At 73.9% G+C, this 16022-nt stretch carries 15 protein-coding genes; 11 read left to right on the top strand and 4 right to left on the bottom strand.

Annotation, left to right across the window (positions count from 1 at the left end):
• Positions 1-177 precede the first annotated feature (177 nt).
• Both ITX44_RS18765 and ITX44_RS18760 read left to right on the top strand, forming a co-directional pair.
• Complete coding sequence (locus ITX44_RS18765; protein WP_205358423.1) at positions 178-777, top strand: CGNR zinc finger domain-containing protein; 600 nt, start codon at positions 178-180, stop codon at positions 775-777.
• A gap of 259 nt (positions 778-1036) precedes the next feature.
• Positions 1037-1786, top strand: coding sequence for a class I SAM-dependent methyltransferase (locus ITX44_RS18760; RefSeq protein WP_205358422.1), 750 nt, complete (start codon positions 1037-1039; stop codon positions 1784-1786).
• Positions 1787-1798: 12 nt separating this feature from the next.
• On the opposite strand, the gene ITX44_RS18755 is transcribed toward ITX44_RS18760, so the two are convergent.
• Both ITX44_RS18755 and ITX44_RS18750 read right to left on the bottom strand, forming a co-directional pair.
• Positions 1799-2215 (bottom strand): RidA family protein, encoded by a 417-nt coding sequence (locus tag ITX44_RS18755; protein WP_205358421.1) that lies wholly within the window; start codon positions 2213-2215, stop codon positions 1799-1801.
• Between the two features lie 59 nt (positions 2216-2274).
• Entirely contained in the window at positions 2275-3252 is a 978-nt protein-coding gene (locus tag ITX44_RS18750; RefSeq protein WP_205358420.1) for an AraC family transcriptional regulator, read from the bottom strand.
• A gap of 76 nt (positions 3253-3328) precedes the next feature.
• Here ITX44_RS18750 and ITX44_RS18745 point away from each other — a divergent pair, with 76 nt between their 5' ends.
• From ITX44_RS18745 to ITX44_RS18735, 3 genes are all read left to right on the top strand, one after another.
• Positions 3329-4210, top strand: coding sequence for an NmrA family NAD(P)-binding protein (locus ITX44_RS18745; RefSeq protein WP_205358419.1), 882 nt, complete (start codon positions 3329-3331; stop codon positions 4208-4210).
• Between the two features lie 208 nt (positions 4211-4418).
• Positions 4419-5051 carry an HAD-IA family hydrolase gene (locus tag ITX44_RS18740; protein WP_205358418.1) on the top strand — a complete coding sequence of 211 codons (633 nt, stop codon included), beginning with the start codon at positions 4419-4421 and terminating at the stop codon, positions 5049-5051.
• Positions 5052-5120: 69 nt separating this feature from the next.
• Positions 5121-6317 (top strand): DUF6236 family protein, encoded by a 1197-nt coding sequence (locus ITX44_RS18735; RefSeq protein WP_205358417.1) that lies wholly within the window; start codon positions 5121-5123, stop codon positions 6315-6317.
• A gap of 35 nt (positions 6318-6352) precedes the next feature.
• Here the strand turns inward: ITX44_RS18735 and ITX44_RS18730 are convergent, their stop codons facing one another.
• Both ITX44_RS18730 and ITX44_RS42225 read right to left on the bottom strand, forming a co-directional pair.
• Positions 6353-6622, bottom strand: coding sequence for a hypothetical protein (locus ITX44_RS18730; RefSeq protein ID WP_205358416.1), 270 nt, complete (start codon positions 6620-6622; stop codon positions 6353-6355).
• Positions 6623-6736: 114 nt separating this feature from the next.
• On the bottom strand, positions 6737-7567 hold the full coding sequence (locus tag ITX44_RS42225) for a GOLPH3/VPS74 family protein (protein ID WP_205358415.1): 831 nt from the start codon (positions 7565-7567) through the stop codon (positions 6737-6739).
• 457 nt (positions 7568-8024) lie between these two features.
• Here ITX44_RS42225 and ITX44_RS18720 point away from each other — a divergent pair, with 457 nt between their 5' ends.
• From ITX44_RS18720 to ITX44_RS18700, 6 genes are all read left to right on the top strand, one after another.
• Positions 8025-10301, top strand: coding sequence for an NEW3 domain-containing protein (locus tag ITX44_RS18720; protein ID WP_205358414.1), 2277 nt, complete (start codon positions 8025-8027; stop codon positions 10299-10301).
• Between the two features lie 117 nt (positions 10302-10418).
• A complete protein-coding gene (locus tag ITX44_RS18715) occupies positions 10419-11429 on the top strand; it encodes a helix-turn-helix domain-containing protein (RefSeq protein WP_236060981.1) in 1011 nt (336 codons plus the stop codon).
• A 52-nt stretch (positions 11430-11481) separates the two neighbouring features.
• On the top strand, positions 11482-11970 hold the full coding sequence (locus ITX44_RS42650) for a DUF6233 domain-containing protein (protein ID WP_205358413.1): 489 nt from the start codon (positions 11482-11484) through the stop codon (positions 11968-11970).
• Positions 11971-12132: 162 nt separating this feature from the next.
• The gene (locus tag ITX44_RS42220; RefSeq protein ID WP_265934245.1) at positions 12133-12267 is read left to right on the top strand and encodes a hypothetical protein; all 135 of its coding nucleotides are present in this window, start codon (positions 12133-12135) and stop codon (positions 12265-12267) included.
• Between the two features lie 18 nt (positions 12268-12285).
• A complete protein-coding gene (locus ITX44_RS18705; RefSeq protein ID WP_205358412.1) occupies positions 12286-13443 on the top strand; it encodes a PP2C family protein-serine/threonine phosphatase in 1158 nt (385 codons plus the stop codon).
• 190 nt (positions 13444-13633) lie between these two features.
• Positions 13634-15799, top strand: coding sequence for an FG-GAP repeat domain-containing protein (locus ITX44_RS18700; protein WP_205358411.1), 2166 nt, complete (start codon positions 13634-13636; stop codon positions 15797-15799).
• Positions 15800-16022: the final 223 nt, after the last annotated feature.

Genomic DNA, 16022 nt, shown 5'->3' with positions numbered 1-16022 from the left:
GTGGACGGCCCGGACGGGCCTCGGCATCGCGACGAGTGGACCGTAACACGTTTGCTCATGACGAAGACAAACAGTGGATCTTCGATGTGATGAGCTACACGAGTACGGTCATGACGCGCTGGGGCGGGTGCCGTAGGATGGGGGTTCCGGGGGGACCGGGGAGAAGGGTGGGCGATCATGCAGCAGGCCGCGGCGGAGATGTGCACGCCGGCCGTGTGCGACAGTTCCGACCTGCTCCTGGGCTTCGTCAACACCGGGCCCCTGGGCGGCAGCCCGGACCGGCTGACGGGGCCGGAGGATCTGGCGGCGTGGCTGGCCCGTACCGGTCTGGCCGGCGGCACCGCCACCGGCGCGGTGGTGACGGGTGCGGACGCCGTGGCGGCCCGCGAGCTGCGCGACGCCTTCGTGGCGATCTTCCGCGCGCACTCGGGCTGCGAGGACGGGGAGGCCGCCCTGCCGGCCGCCGAGGACTACCTGGAGCGCATCGCCCCCCGCTACCCCCTCACCCCGCGGCTGAGCGCCGACGGGGTCCGCCTGGTGCCGGCGCAGGACGGGGTGCTCGGCGGCTTCGGCGCGCTGTTCGCCGCCGCGGCCGACCTGGCCGCACGCGGCGGCTGGGCCCGGCTGAAGATGTGCAAGGACCCCTCGTGCCACACGGGCTTCTTCGACAAGACCCGCAACTCCTCGGGCCTGTACTGCAGCACCGCCTGCAGCACCCGCATGGCCGCCCGCGCCTACCGCAGCCGCACCAAGAACGCCGCCGTCGAAGGACGCTGACGCCAAAGGACGCTGACACAGCGGGGCCGGAAACGCCTGGAAAAAGTTCGCCCGGCCCGGCCGTGAAGGGCTCTTTCCCGGGCCCTGGCGGGGGCGGGAGCGCCTGCGCGGGCCGGGGGCGGAGGGGCGGGCCCGCCCGCTCCCTTCCCGGGCCCCCGGTGACGCTCCAGCGGATCGGCGCATATGCCCTGACCTGGTCTTTCGATCCTTCCGGCGCTACGGTCGAGCAGTCTGCCGAGGTCTGCCGAGGGGGGGTCGGATGGAGCGGACCGTACGCACCGTCGAGGATGTGCTCGCGCTCCTGGACGGGCTGTTCGCCAGCCGGGACGGCCGGTGGGCCACCGGCGACGGCGCGGCCTACTGGGACCGCTTCTACGCCGACCGGTCCAGGCCGGTCCCGTTCTTCGCGGCCAAGCCCGACGAGAATCTGGCCGGCTACCTCGACGGGGGCCTGATCGCCCCGGGCCGGGCCCTGGACCTGGGCTGCGGTCCGGGACGCAACGCCCTGTTCCTGGCCTCCCGCGGGTTCGCGGTGGACGCCCTCGACCTCTCCCCCGCCGCCCTGGCCTGGGCCGGGGACCGGGCGCGCGAGGCCGGGCTCGACGTCCGCTTCCTGTGCGGCGACGCGTTCCGGCTCGCCGGCAGGGAGCTGACCGGGCCGTACGACCTGGTCGTCGACTCGGGATGCTTCCACCACCTGCCCCCGCACCGCCGGGTCAGCTATCTGGCCCTCCTGGACCGCGTGCTGGCCCCCGGCGGGCACCTCGCGCTCACCTGCTTCGCCGCCGGCGCCATGGGCTCGGAACTCTGCGACGCGGACCTGTACCGCGAACTCCACCTGCAGGGCGGCCTCGCCTACACCCCGCAGTCGCTGCGCTGGATCTTCTCGGACCTGACCGAGGTCGAACAGCGCCCGATGCGCGAGCAGCCGCCCGAATCGGCGCTGTTCGGCGAGGCGTTCTTGGGCACGGCGCTGTTCCGCCGGGACCCGCGGGCGGCTTCCGCCTGACCCGTACGGTCGTCAGGCGGAGGGCTCGGCGAGCAGGGCGAACGCCTCGACCTCCAGCAGCAGTTCCGGGCGGAACAGCCCGGCCACCTGGACCGCGGTGCTCGCCGGCGGGCGGGCGGTGTCGATGTACTCGTCCCGCACGGTGCGGACCGCGGGCAGGTGGGCGACGTCGGTGATGAAGTAGGTGAGCTTGACGACGTCGTCGAAGGTCGCGCCGGCCGCCGCCAGGCACCGGCGCAGGTTCTCGAAGACCTGCCGCGCCTGCGCCGCGGGATCCCCCGCGCCGACGACCTCGCCCCGCGCGTCCAGCGCCACCTGCCCGGACAGGGCGACCAGCCGGCCGGTTCCCATCACCACATGGGTGTAGCCCGTCCCCGGGGCGACGCCTTGCGGAGCGGCGATGTGCGTGAGCTGCGTTCGGTTGTTCATGACAGCATCCTCGGGCCCGCGGCGCCCACCGCACCAACACATATACGGCAGGGCGGGGTTCAGGCGGTGTGGACGCCGTCCGTGGACAGCGGCGGGGGCGGCTGCCGGCGGCGCCACTGGCCGGGGGCGCTTCCGTGGTGGCGGCGGAACGCGGCGGCGAAGGCGTACGGGGAGGCGTAGCCGGTGCGGGCGGCGATCCGGGCGAGGGTCGCCTCCCCGGCGCGCAGTTCGTCGCGGGCCAGGGTCATGCGCCACTCGGTGAGGTACCGCATGGGGGTCTGGCCCAGGGCGTGCTGGAAGATCCGGGCGAACGCGGCCCGGGACAGCCCGCTGGCGGCGGCCAGGTCGGTCACGGTCCAGGCGCGGGCGGGGTCGGAGTGCATCGCCCGCAGGGCCGGGGCGAGCCGGGGGTCGGCCTCCGCGCGGAACCACGCGGGCGCGTGTTCGCTGCGCCGGAAGCCGGCGCGCAGGGTGAACACCAGCAGGATGTCCAGCAGGCGGTCCAGGACGGTCTGCTGTCCGGGGGCGGGGGTGGCGAGTTCGGAGGACAGCAGGGCGATGACGTCGTGCAGGGGGTCGTCCGCGGCGGCGGACAGGGTGAGCACGGCCGGCAGGGCCTCCAGCAGGCCCCTGCCGACATCGCCGGAGAGCGTGTACGCGCCGCACAGGAACGTGTTCGTGCCGTGCCCCGCCGCGCCCGCCCGGTCGGCCGCACTGTCGGTCGCGGCGGCGCGGGCGCGGTCCGCGTCGCCGGCGTGGGCTTCGCGGAACTGCTCGGGCGGCAGGCAGGGCGCGCCCGGCCGGTCGGCGACGAAGTGGTCGGGGCCACCGCGCACGAGGGCAACGTCCCCGGGCGCGAGCTCCAGCGGCTCGCCCGCGCCGTCCAGCCAGAGCCACATGCGGCCCTGGAGGGTGGTGTGCACGGCCAGTTGGATCGTGCCGGGCAGACACAGCCCCCACGGCGGGCGCGCCACCGACCGCGCGAAGACACCGCCCGAGGCGCGGGCCCGTACGAGATGGGATTGCAGAACGTCCACCCCATGAGCGTCCTGCGTATGGAATCGAGCGTCAAGCACATTGATGCGCTCGCCCCGGCCCGGCACCGTAGGAGACATGAACGTTTCCACACCTTCTGCGTCCAGCGCCCCCTCCGCCCGTCCCTCCGGCCGTGCCGCCACCGCCCTGGTCCTGGCCGGCACCGGAAGGACCGGCTCCCGCCTCGCCGCCCGCCTCACCGCCCGCGGCCTGACCGTCCGCACCGCCGCACGCCGCGGCGCCGACGTCCCCTTCGACTGGGACGACCCGGCCACCCACCGCCCCGCGCTGGCCGGCGCCGACCGGCTCTACCTGGTCCCGCCGGTCATGCGCGTGGACTACGCCGGCCAGGTCGCCGCCTTCCTCGACCTCGCCGAGCACGAAGGCGTACGGCACGTGACGTACCTGAGCGCCTACGGCATCGACCGGGCTGCCCCGCAGGTCGCCCTGAGGGCCGTCGAACTCGACCTGGCCGCCCGCGGCTCGCTCTCCCACACCGTCCTGCGGCCCGCCTGGTTCATGCAGAACTTCAGCGAGACCTTCCTCAAGCCCATGGACGACGTGATCACGGTGCCCACCGGGGACGGCGCGGAGGCGTTCGTCGACGCGGAGGACATCGCGGCCGTGGCCGCCGCGACCCTGGCCGACCCCGACGCCCACGCCGGCGCCGCGTACGCCCTCACCGGCCCCGAAGCGCTCACCGTCGGCCGGGCCGCCGGGATCATCGCCGACGTCACCGGGCGGCCGGTGACGTACCGGGACATCGACCGGGACGAGTGGATCCGGCACACCGTGGCGGCAGGCGTGCCCGCCGCATACGGCGCGATGCTCAGGACGCTGACCGAGACCGTCGCGGCCGGGCTGGGCTCCCGCCCCACCGGCGACGTCGAAAAGGTCACCGGCGTCCCCCCGATCCCCTTCACCGCTTTCGCCCGCCGCACCGCCCGGGCGTGGCGGTGACGCACACTCGCGATCGACGCCTCCGAGGAACCCCCATGACGACGACCGTCACCGGCCCCCGCCGGCGCGATCACCTCGATCCCGTGGCGGTCTTCGACGCGCTCGGCCGGCCGGCCCGCTGAAAGCCCCCGGCCGCCACGGCACTTGGCCGACGCCGCCGCCGTCCGCCGCTTGCGCGGTCCTACGGCGGGACAGCAGGGTTGCCGGCGTGACGACGACGTTGCGGCCGGCCGCTGTGCTGTTCGACGTGGACGGGGTGCTGATCGATTCCGGGGCCTGCCATGCGCGGGTGTGGGAGGCGTGGGCGAGGCTGCGGGGGCTGGACCCGGAGTACGTGGGGCGGGTCACGCAGGGGCGGCGGCGCTCGGACACGCTGCGGATCGTGGCCCCGGGCCTCGACAGCGTGCGGGAGAACCGCGTGCTGGACCGGCTGATGGCGGCCGAGGAGGCGGCCATGCGGCCCTATCCGGACGCCGCCGGTGTGCTGGGCGGGTTGACGGTCCCGTGGGCGGTCGTCACGTCCAGCCGGCGCGAGGCCACGGTGACGCGTATGGGGCGCCTCGGGCTTCCCGTGCCGCAGGTGCGGGTCTGCGCCGAGGACGTACGGCACGGCAAGCCCGCCCCGGACGGCTCCCTCGCCGCCGCGCGGCGGCTGTCGGTCGACCCGCGCCGCTGCACGGTCGTCGAGGACTCCCCGGCCGGTATCCGCGCCGCTCACACGGCCGGCTGCGCGGTCCACGCCGTGACGACCACCCACCCGGCGCACGCGCTCACCGAAGCCGACGCGTGCTTCCCCACACTGCGGCAGGCCGTGCGGGCCATCGGGGACACATCCCGCTAGGCCTGTTCGGCCTCCCGGAGCGGGCGGCGTTGGCGAAGATGGGCGCAGGGCTCGTCGTAGGGGGATTCCGTGCTGGACCGCTTCGGTTTGTACTACCCGTACGTCCGCATCCGTGACGAAGAGTGGGTCAAGACCGCCGCGCTCTACATGCCCGCGCTGGCCCGCGTGGTGCCCGGCGGCTACCACGTCGACGATTCGCCCACGGTGCGTGCGCTGCGCGACGAACTCGGCTTCGTCAGGACGGTCGACCCGGCGCAGGCCGCACAGCGGCTGACGCCCGTCTTCCGGGACGTGCTCCAGCGGTACGGGCCCGACCTGCGGCGGTGGTACGAGATGGCCGAGGACGTACCCGGCCCTCTCGCTCCCTACGTGGCCCGGGCAGGCGTTCAGCCCGGCCGGCCGTGGTCGGTACGGGCCGAACCACCCTGGCAGCGCAGCGGTGGCACGCGGCCGCTGGCCGACCTTCACCGCGGTGAGATCGCCGGCGACGTCCGCGACATGCTCCTCGACACGGGACTGGCGCTCCCCCGGTTCTCCTCGTGGATCACCATGGATGCCGCCCTGGCCTGGGTCTACAAGTGCGCCCTTGTCGAGGAGGTCGCCCGCGTCAACGGCTTCACTCCCGCGACCGACCAGCCGGCAGCCCATATCGCGTCCGGGAGCTGGGACGCCGACGGCATCGCGTCCGCTCTGCTCGACGACACCGTCTCCGTGCCCGCCCACGACGACGTACGCGCGGTGGGACTGCTGGCCCTGCGCATCGTCACCCCCGACCATCTGGCCGACGTCCCCGTGCAGAAGATCATCCGGCTGCGCGGCACGAACGCGGCACTGTTCGGGGAATTCAGTGCCGCGGTCGCCCGGGTGGTGAACGAACTCACCGAGGCCTTCGCCGCCCAGGGCATCACGGGGCCGCTGGGAAGGGAACTGCGGATCGCCGAACGGGTCGAGCGGGAATTCACCGGGCCTCTGGACGAACTGCGCGGCGCGATGAAGGGTCTGCGCATCGATACCGCCTTCAGCGCCGCCAACCTGAAATTCGAGCTGCCCGCCGCCGTCGGCGCCGCAGCCCTCGGCCTGTTCGGAAACCAGCCCCTTCTCGACGCCGGCGCGGGAGCGGCTTTCGCCCTCGGGGCGCTGGGACGCTCAGCGGCCGGGCAACGGCGCGCGCTCGTCAAGGAATCGCCGGTCGCCGCTTATCTGCTCTGCGTGGAACGCGGCCTGGCTCCGTCCTCCCTCCTGGACCGGCTCATCCACCGCCGCTGACCCTGCCTTGCGGATGCCCTTGCGGATGGGCCGGGTCAGGGTGTGTCGCCCTGCCAGGCCCATGCGTGGGGGCGCCCGGGGCGCGGCCCGTACCAGGCGCGGCCGCCGGGGCCGAAGCTTCCTATTTCCGTGACCAGCGCGGCCCCGCCGGGGCGGTCGGCCGGCGGGATGCCGGTGACGTCCAGCAGCAGTCCGTCCAGCGGGCCGCCCACCAGTTCCACGTACTCATGTCCCGCCCGCGGCCCGGGATCCGGGTCGTCGTGGTCCGCGCCGTACACCCGCTGCTGCATCCACCTCGCGTCCATGACCTGCAGCCTGCCAGCCGCCACCGACATCACCGCCGGTCGGCCGCGTCCGCCGGGCCACGACGACGGCCCGCACGATCGTCGTGACGGAGGGGCTCACCGGGCCCGTACGGGTCACCAGCCGTCGCTGCCCGCGCCGTGGTGGCCGTGGCCGCCGGCCGCGTGGTGGCCGCCGGTGTGATGGGAGGTGGAGTCGGCGCCGGACCAGGCGCCGGGGTCGAGGTCGTGGCCGAGGCTGTGGCCGCCGGTGGTGGCGTCGGCGTAGACGTCGGTGAGATCGCGGTACAGGCGGCGGCTGAGGGAGTCGGTGCCGGTGACCAGGGCGTCGGCGAGTTCCCGGTCGGCGGTGACGGCGGCGTCCGCGGTCGTGGCGGCGAGGGGGTCGGCGGCGACGAGAGCGGCCAGGCGGCGGCGGGCGGGGAAGCCGCGCGGGCCGGGGTGGACGGCGCCGGCCAGGCCGGCCGCCTGGACGAGGGCGGCCAGGACGAGGTCGCTCCCCGCGGAGTCCTGCCCGGACGAGCCGGGGCGGGCCACGGCATCGAGGCGCGTCACCAGGGCGCGGCGGCGCGGCTCGTCGACGGAGAGGATGTCCTGGCGGGTGCGGCCGCCGCGGTCGCGCCACCGGCGGACGCGCAATGCCTTCTGGTCCTGCAGCCGGGACACGTATTCGGTGACCAGGGAGCGCGGGGTCTGCTCCAGCCACACCTTCACGGTGGGCGCGGGCGCGCTCCCGGCCAGGGCGTGCAGCACGTTGTTCAGGCGGCGGTCCGTGACGCGCGAGGCGTCCACCACCTCGATCCGCCGCGCGCCGAGCGAGATCCGTCCGCTCTCGGCCAGGTCCGCCAACTCCGCGGCCCGCAAGGCGAACCGGAGCCGGCCCCCGCCCCGTATCCGCTGCTTGCGCGGATCGATCGCGAGCAGCAGCAGTTCATCCCCCGTCGTCATACATGTCAGGGTATGCACCACCCCGGGGCGGAAGGGGGCCTTCCGCCCAGCCGCGAAGCCCCCCGGCGACCGGTGCTCCGGAGTGGTCAAAGGCCGTTCCTTACGGGCGAGTCCGGAAACGTCGTCGCATCGCCGAACTCGCCCCTCCCGTACCGCCCGTCCCGCAGGACCGCGCCGCAGCGCTCGTGTCCAAGTGCTTGACAGGCGCAACAACATGTTGGTGATATCTGACGGGTCACGTTTGATTCTGTTCGCTCTCGCGGGAGGTTGGTCGCCTCACCGCGCCTGATGCCGCACATCTCCCCGCCTCGTACCCGGTGTCGAGCACACCGACGGGCGGCCCCCGCCGGGCCGCCGAACCGCCCTGCGCGCAAAGGGACGTCCGCAGGGTGCTTGCGGGGCGGACACCACGTCATGGACTGCCGCGCTGTCAGGGCGCGGCCGTTGAGGAGGACGTATGTACAGACCCGTCAAAGCCCTGCGGGCCGCACTCGCGGCCGGGCTGCTGGTCGTCGCGGGAGCGGTGGGCACAGCCGCCACCGGCGCACCCGCGGCCCACGCCGAGGACAACGGGGTGGGGGCCAAGCCCGCGCTGGGCTGGAGCAGTTGGAGTTTCGTCCGGCACGACCCCACGGCGCAGACCATCGAGGCCACCGCCCGGGCGATGAAGGACAGCGGCCTGGCCTCGGTGGGCTACCAGTACGTCAACGTCGACGACTTCTGGTACCCCTGCCCGGGCGGTCAGGGCCCGGCGGTGGACGAGTACGGCCGGTGGGCCACCGACACCGCCAAGTTCCCCTCCCAGGGCTCGGAGAACGGCATCCAGGCCGTCGCCGACTACGTCCACTCCCTGGGGCTGAAGTTCGGCCTGTACGTCACGCCGGGCATCTCGAAGCAGGCCGTGGCGGCGAACACGCCGATCGAGGGCACGCCGTACCACGCGCAGGACATCGCCACGACCGCCGGTGAGGCGAACTACAACTGCGGCGGCATGGTCGGCATCGACTACACCAAGCCCGGCGCGCAGGAGTTCATCGACTCCTGGGCCAAGCAGTTCGCCGGATGGGGCGTGGACTACGTCAAGATCGACGGCGTCGGCACCCCCGACGTGGCTGACGTGCAGGCCTGGTCCCAGGCGCTGCGCGGCACCAGCCGCCCGATCCACCTGGAGCTGTCCAACAGCCTTGACATCAACAACGCCGCCACCTGGAACAAACTGTCCAACGGCTGGCGCACCGGCGGCGACATCGAGTGCTACTGCGGCCCGGGCGGCAGCAGCTACCCGCTGACCACCTGGTCCTCCATCACCTCCCGGTTCAATCAGGTCGCGGCCTGGGCCCCCTACGGCGGGCCGGGCGGCTTCAACGACTACGACTCCCTCGAGATCGGCAACGGCGCGAACGACGGGCTGACCCTCGACGAGCGCAAGACGCAGATGAGCCTGTGGTCGCTGGCCGCCTCCCCGCTCATGCTCGGCACCGACCTCACCCACCTGGACCCCGAAGACCTCACGCTGCTGAAGAACACCGACGTGCTGGCCGTCGACCAGGACGCGACCGACGCCCACCGGATCGCGTCCACCTCGACGACCCAGGTGTTCGCCAAGACCGAGCAGAACGGCGACGCGATCGTCGGCCTGTTCAACACCGGCGACGACCCGCGCGAGGTGGGCACGACCGCCGCCGCGCTCGGGCTGCCGGCCGGTCCCGACTACGCGGTGAGCGACCTGTGGACGGGTAAGCGCGTGGAGTCCACCGGCACCGTCGCCGCCGACGTGGCCCCGCACGGCGTGGCGCTGTACCGGGTGCACCGGCTCGGCCACCCCGCCGCCGGTCTGGCGCCGATGACGTCGGTGGCACTGACCTGGCAGCAGGCCGCCGCGGGCAGCACCGAGCGCACCGCCACCGAGGTGTTCTCCGACCACGGCACCGTCCCGGTCACCGGGGTCGGCCTGACGCTGGCCGGCGGGTCCGGCGTCAAGGTCACCCCGCTCTCCCCCACCCGGTTCGACAAGGTGCCCGCCGGCGGCACGGCCTCGGCCGCCTTCAGGGTGACCCTGCCGCCGCTGGCCGGACCGTTCGAGTCCAGTACGGTCAAGGGCGCCGCGACCTACCGGGACCGGACCGGCGCCACCGGCAGGCTCGCGGTCGGCGACACCGTGATCCTCGACCAGCCGGTCCAGGCGCCGTACCGGACCTACGCGTCCACCACGGCGGACTTCAGCCAGTACGGGAGCCAGATCGGCATCCGCGCCCAGGGCGCCGACCTGTGGGACACCACCAACGAGTACGGCGCGGTCTACCGGCCCGGCGCCGAGCACGACGGCTCCACCACCACCGTGAAGATCAACTCCCAGACGAACACCAACCAGTGGGCCAAGGCCGGGATCATGGTCCGCAACGACATCACGAACGCCAACGGCTCGCCCGGCTACCTGGCCCTGGTCGAGACACCCGGCAACGGCTACCTGCTGGACTGGGACAGCAACGGCGACGGGATCCTGGACTCGCAGGACTCCATCGCCGCCGCGACCTACCCCTCCTGGCTCAAGCTGGTCCGCACCGGCACCACCTACTCCGGCTACTACTCCACCGACGACAGCCACTGGACCCTGGTCGGCACCGTCAGCGTCCCGTCGGCCAAGCCCACCCAGGACGTCGGCATGTTCGCCATCTCCCACGCCGACGGCACCTTCGGCGAAGTGGACTTCGACGACTTCTCCACCACCCCGTAGGCCCCGGCCCCGGCCGATGACGTCTCCGGCTGCCGTCCGCCGAGCGCGGGCGGCAGCCGGAGTCCTTATCGTGTGCGTACGGGTTCCGTGCGTGTTCCGTACGTGGGGGGTGTGGGGATGCTGCTCAAGACGGTGTTCCGGAGCGAGGACCTGCCGGCGCGGGAGCGGCTGGCCGCCCTGGACGACATCTGGGTCGACAGCGTGCACCCCATGCGCGTGGCCGGCGACACCCCGCAGGACCTGCGGGCGACCTTGCGGACGCTGGAGCTCGCGGCGGTGGACGTGGCCGAGGTGACGCTGTCGTACTGCCAGGTGCTGCGGACCCCGCGGCTGATCCGGCGGGCCGACCCGGAGCTGTGCTCGGTCATCGTGCCCGTGGCCGGCACGCTCGTGCTCGGCCAGGCCGGGCGGGAGACACGGCTGGACACCCGTCACCTCGCGCTGTACGACAGTTCGCAGCCCTTCCGCATCCAGCTCGCCGCCGACGGCGGAACGGCCCGGGCGGTACGTGCCCACATTCCGCGGGCGCTGCTGGGAGTGCCGTTGCCCTCCGACGGGCTGGGGCGGTTGCTGGCCAGGCCGCTGCCCGCGCGGACCGGCTTCGGGGGGCTGCTGGCCCAGTTCCTGGCCGACCTGACCGCGGACACCGCCGGCTACCGGCCGCACGATCTGCCCCGGCTGGGACTGCTCGCCCAGGACCTGCTGACCTCCGTGGTCGCCCATCACCTCGACGAGGACGGCCCGCTGCCGGACGGCCCGCGCCACCGGACGCTGCTGCTGAGCATCGAGACGTTCATCCGGCAGCACCTGGGCGACCCGCAGCTGTCGCCGGAGACCGTCGCCGCCGCCCACCACGTCTCCACGAGCTACCTGCACCGCCTGTTCCGGACCCGCGAGACCACCGTCGCGGCCTGGATCCGGCAGCAGCGCCTGGAACACGCCCGGCGCGACCTGACCGACCCGGCACTGCACGGCGTGCCCATCCACCAGATCGCGGCCCGCTGGGGCTTCAAGGACCACGCCACCTTCACCCGGGCCTTCCGGTCCGCCTACGGCGCCGCGCCCAAGGACTACCGCCTAGGCCCCGCGCCCGGGCTGTTCCCGGCCGGCCGCACCGCGATGGCGTAGGGCGGCCGGCGCCGGGCGGCCCCGACCCCGGATTCGAACTAGAATCCGAACAGTGAGCGCAGGGAGCGAGGGCGAGGAGCTGCCGCAGGCCGACGGCCCCCTGGTACGGGTCCGGCTGCACGACGGGCAGCGGCTCTACGCCGTGGTCAGGCGCCGCCGCCGCGAGGCCGACGGCAGGTGGTGGTACGACCTGCGCATCCACCTCCCCTCCGCCACCGAGACCCGCGGCCGCCTGACCGACGAGCCCGCGCCCGTGGACTTCCGCGCGCCGGCCGAGCGCTGCGAGCCGATCGCGGGCCAGGCGTACGACCAGGTGCCGACCGAGCGGCACGGCATCACGCCGGCCTGGGTCGTGGAGGAGCCGGTGTACTTCGGCGTGGACCGGGGACCGGCCCGGATCGTGCACCGCGGCGCCTGCCGCGCCTGCCGCGACCTGGCCCGCCCCGCCACCACCGACCAGGCCCGCACCGCGCTCACCCGTCCCGACACCGCGCCCTGCCCCGTCTGCCGCCCCGACCGGCAGCTCAACGCGGCCGCGTAGTCCCGAGGGAGTCCCAGGGGCCGACGGACCGGCCCCGCGCCCCGCGGCCGTCCGGGCCGGAGCGTCGTTCGGGCGGGAGCGTCGTTCGGGCGGGAGCGGTCATTCGACCCGGAGCGGAGTGGCACACCCCTGCTCTCCGCCGCACGGGGCGATTCTTCTTTCATGACCGACATGCCCGGTGTGCCCGGTGTGCGTGCGGGCTCGGATGCCGCGGGGGAGGCGCTGCGTGTTGCGCGGGGTGCCGCCACCGTACGCGGCGGGCAGGCCGGGCCGCGGGCCGTGGTGACGCAGTGGTGACCCCGAGGAGGGTGGCAGGTGCCGACGCACACCAGTGATGCCGGCACCAGTGATGCCAGGCCGAGAACGCCCCGGGTCGTCCGCATCGTCTCCCTGGCGACCGCCGTCGTGCTGTACGGCCTGGTGGTCGGCCTGGAGTTCGCCAGCCGCGTGCAGATCCCCCCGATCCTGATCGCGGTCCCGGTCATCCTCGCACTGGCCTTCCGCCCGCCGGTGGTCATCAGTGCGGCCCTGGTGATCGTCGCCACCCGCTGGGCCCTGCTGCCGGTCGACCACGGGCGCACGGACGTCACGATCGGCACCACCGCGACGGTTCTGGCGGTCGCGGTCGTCGCCTGCTTCGTGGTCCAGCGCCGTGACCGCGAGGCCTTCCGGCTGCGCGAGGTCACCTCGGTCGCCGAAACCGCGCAGCGCGCGGTGCTGCGCCCGCCGCCCGCCGCCGTGGGGCCGTTCCGCACCGCCGCCAACTACCGGGCCGCCGCGCAGTTCGCCCGTATCGGAGGCGACCTGTACGCGGTCGCCGACACCGAGCAGGGCCTGCGCGCCCTCATCGGCGACGTCCGCGGCAAGGGGCTGGACGCCGTGGCCACCGCCGCCGCCGTCCTCGGCGCCTTCCGCGAGGCCGCCTACGAACCCTCCGGCCTCGACGACCTGGCCCAACGGCTCGACACGAGCCTGCGCCGCCATCTGGACGACGCCGAGTCCTTCGTCACCGCCCTCCTGGTCGAGATGCACCCCGACGGACGCATGCAGGTGCTGTCGTGCGGGCACCCGGCGCCGCTGGTCCTGAGCGGCGAGAGCGTGCTCGAACTGGCCGTGCCGCCGGGGCTGCCGCTCGGCCTGCGCAACCCGGTGCCGCACCCCCACGCCCCGCACGCCGGCGCGGCCACCGCCGACACCCGTCTGCGGCCCGGCGACACCCTCCTGACGTTCACCGACGGACTCACCGAGACCCGCGACGCGGCCGGCATTTTCTACCCCCTGCCCCTGCGCCTGACCCACTACCTGCGCACCCACCCCGGGCACATCGACCCGGGCCGCCTGCTGGACTGGCTCCAGCAGGACGCGTACGACTACGCCGACGGACACACGAACGACGACGCGGCGCTGCTCGCCCTCACCTGGACGCCCGCGGCGCCGCACCCGGCCGGTCCCGCCCGGCCGGCCGCCGGCTGAAACCTTGCGGCCGGCCGATGCCCCGGCGACCTCACGGTGTACGGACTGTCAACGGGGGCCGAACACCCGCGGCGCGGGCCCGTGCGACCACAACCCCCCGGTGCCCGGCCCGGTCTGGCATTGCGACGTGCAGCACGGACGTGCAGCACACGTGAAAGCGATCGGAAAGAAAGCCGGGGTGGGGGTTCGGATGCGCCGCAGACGGACGTTACTGATCGGATCGGGAATGATGATGGCGCTGGCCGCCGGGCTGCCGGGGGTTCCGGCCATGGCGGCCGGGCCGGCCGACGACATGCCGTCGGTGACGGTGCCGCCGGCCACGGTCGCCGGCACCGGGGCGCCGGCCTGGCAGAACGGCGGGCTCGCGCTGGACCAGGGCCGGCTGTTCGTCGGCACCGACGTGTACGACTCCTACGACGGCACGGAGAACTGGGTCTCGGCCGCCGACGTGTCCCTGGGGGCGGACGGCACGCCGGCGGTCGGCACGTTCGAGCGCAGCGAACTGCTCGACTACGGCAACCCGGACGACGGCCTGGTGAAGTGCACCGCGGCCTGCCGGCGCCTGACCGCCACCGGCTGGGCCGACGACATGAACGGCATGGCGGCGCAGGGCTACGCCTCGCACGACACGGACGTGAGCGTGGTGGCCGCCGCCGGCGGCTACACCGTGGTGCGGCGCGGAACGCCGCAGCGGCAGTACGTGCTCGACGCGCGCTACAGCCATGCGTACCCGCGCCAGTTGAGGCAGAGCGCCCCCACGGCGGCCGCCCTGTGGGAGAACACCCTGTGGACGGCGGGCACCGGCGCGCAGCAGGGCACGGTGACCGCCACCGAACTGCCGGCGATGAAGCCCGGCCGCACGGTGTCCGTGGGCGCGGACTGCGCCATCACCGACCTGCAGGCCGTGTCCCACTGGATCTACTGGTCGTGCGGCCCGGACGGCAGCGCGGGGGTGTACGACCTGGCCGCCGGGCGGCTGCTCCCGGTGGAGTCCGGCTACGGCATGCTCGCCGACGGCTACCTCGTCACCCAGGACGCGGCCGGGACCAAGCTGCGGATCGGCTACCTGCCCCAGGGGGCCGGCGGCACCGTCGACACCCAGGACCTGGCCGATCTGCCGTCCCGCCCCGGCGTCGCGGCCGACCAGCGCGGCCTGTACTGGACGGTGGACCGGTTCGGCGGCGGGACCGCGCTGATCGACGCCGACTCGGGCATCCGGGTGCTGATGCCGCGGGCGACCACCTCGAACCTCACCATGGTGCCCGCCACGGTGGACACGGTCACCGACCAGCGCGGTTCGGCGCCCTACTGGTGGCCCGACTGGTCGATGTCCAAGCCGGTCTCCTCCTGGACCCTCCAGGTCCGCAGCGCGGCCACCGGCAGGGTCGTGTGGACGACCTCCGGCGGGCCGACCCGCGGGCACCTGCCCGCCGACGCCAGGTACGACTACCCCAACTGGATCGGACGCGACGCCTCCGGAGCGCTGGTGCCCACCGGGACCTACCTGTGGACGTTCAGTGCGACCGCGGCCGACCGTCCCGGGGACACGGCCGCACTCACCGGGCAGGTGAGCGTCAAGGCCGTCGAGCGCCACGACTACGGGCGCGACGGCATCGGCGACCTGATCAGGGTCACCCCATCCGGCGCGGCGACGGTGCTGACGGGCAACGGCAGCGGCGGCTTCGTCCTGTCGGGCAAGCACTCCGTGGCCGGCTGGTCGTCGGGCTACCTCGCGGTGCCCTTCGGCGACATCGGCGGCTACCGCTGCAACGACACGCTGGTCCGTCTGCCCAGCGGTGAGCTGAGGATCTGGCAGGGCGACTGCGGGGGCGGCATCCCCTCCTACCCGCCGAACATCCGCAGCTACTCCCTGGGCATGGGCTGGAACCAGTACACCGCCCTGGTCGCAGCCGGCGACCAGACCGGCGACAACCGCGTCGACCTGCTCGCCGAGGACCACAAGGGCGACCTGTGGCTGTACGCGCAGGACGGCAAGGGCGGCTTCGAGCCCCGGCGCAGGGTCGGCTGGAGCCTGTCGGGCTACACCAAACTGGTGGGCGCCGGCGACCTCGACGGCGACGGCATCGGCGACCTCCTGGCGACCGACCGCTCCGGCAACCTGTGGCGCTGGTCGGGAACCGCAGGCGGCGGCTGGCACACGCGGGTGAAGATCGGGACCGGCTTCGCCACCGTCACCTCCCTGGTCGGGGTGGGCGACATCACCGGCGACGGCCGGGCCGACCTGGTCGGCCTGGACCGCAACGGCTACCTGTGGCGCTGGTCGGGCAACGGCAAGGGCGGCCTCGCCACAATGGTGAAGATCGCCACCGGCTGGAAGGGCTACCAGCTGTACTGACCGGTGCACTGACCGGTTCAGGTGGGGGGTGGCGTGCTCCCGGCGGATCCGCCAGGAGCGCGCCACCCCCGCCGTCCCTGCCACCCCCTGCCGTCCCCGGCCACCCCCTGCCGCCCGCAGGGGCTCGCGCCCCCGTCCGCCGGAATCGGTTTACGCGGGCCCGGGGACGGAGAGCGGACAAACAGGGCGTGCCGGACACCGACTGCGGGGGCGGCCGGGCGGG

Source organism: Actinacidiphila acididurans (assembly GCF_016918855.1).
GTDB lineage: Bacteria > Actinomycetota > Actinomycetes > Streptomycetales > Streptomycetaceae > Actinacidiphila > Actinacidiphila acididurans.
Note: the sequence above shows the minus strand (reverse complement) of the source record. Positions and strands in the feature narration are given on the sequence as shown.

Excerpts from the sequence above, each read along its gene's own strand:
- ITX44_RS42225 (WP_205358415.1), bottom strand. The coding sequence starts at position 7,567 with ATGACGACGGGGGATGAACTGCTGCTGCTCGCGATCGATCCGCGCAAG.
- ITX44_RS18755 (WP_205358421.1), bottom strand. The coding sequence starts at position 2,215 with ATGAACAACCGAACGCAGCTCACGCACATCGCCGCTCCGCAAGGCGTC.
- ITX44_RS42220 (WP_265934245.1), top strand. The coding sequence starts at position 12,133 with ATGACCGACATGCCCGGTGTGCCCGGTGTGCGTGCGGGCTCGGATGCC.
- ITX44_RS18745 (WP_205358419.1), top strand. The coding sequence starts at position 3,329 with ATGAACGTTTCCACACCTTCTGCGTCCAGCGCCCCCTCCGCCCGTCCC.
- ITX44_RS18760 (WP_205358422.1), top strand. The coding sequence starts at position 1,037 with ATGGAGCGGACCGTACGCACCGTCGAGGATGTGCTCGCGCTCCTGGAC.
- ITX44_RS18765 (WP_205358423.1), top strand. The coding sequence starts at position 178 with ATGCAGCAGGCCGCGGCGGAGATGTGCACGCCGGCCGTGTGCGACAGT.
- ITX44_RS18720 (WP_205358414.1), top strand. The coding sequence starts at position 8,025 with ATGTACAGACCCGTCAAAGCCCTGCGGGCCGCACTCGCGGCCGGGCTG.
- ITX44_RS18700 (WP_205358411.1), top strand. The coding sequence starts at position 13,634 with ATGCGCCGCAGACGGACGTTACTGATCGGATCGGGAATGATGATGGCG.
- ITX44_RS18715 (WP_236060981.1), top strand. The coding sequence starts at position 10,419 with ATGCTGCTCAAGACGGTGTTCCGGAGCGAGGACCTGCCGGCGCGGGAG.
- ITX44_RS18730 (WP_205358416.1), bottom strand. The coding sequence starts at position 6,622 with ATGGACGCGAGGTGGATGCAGCAGCGGGTGTACGGCGCGGACCACGAC.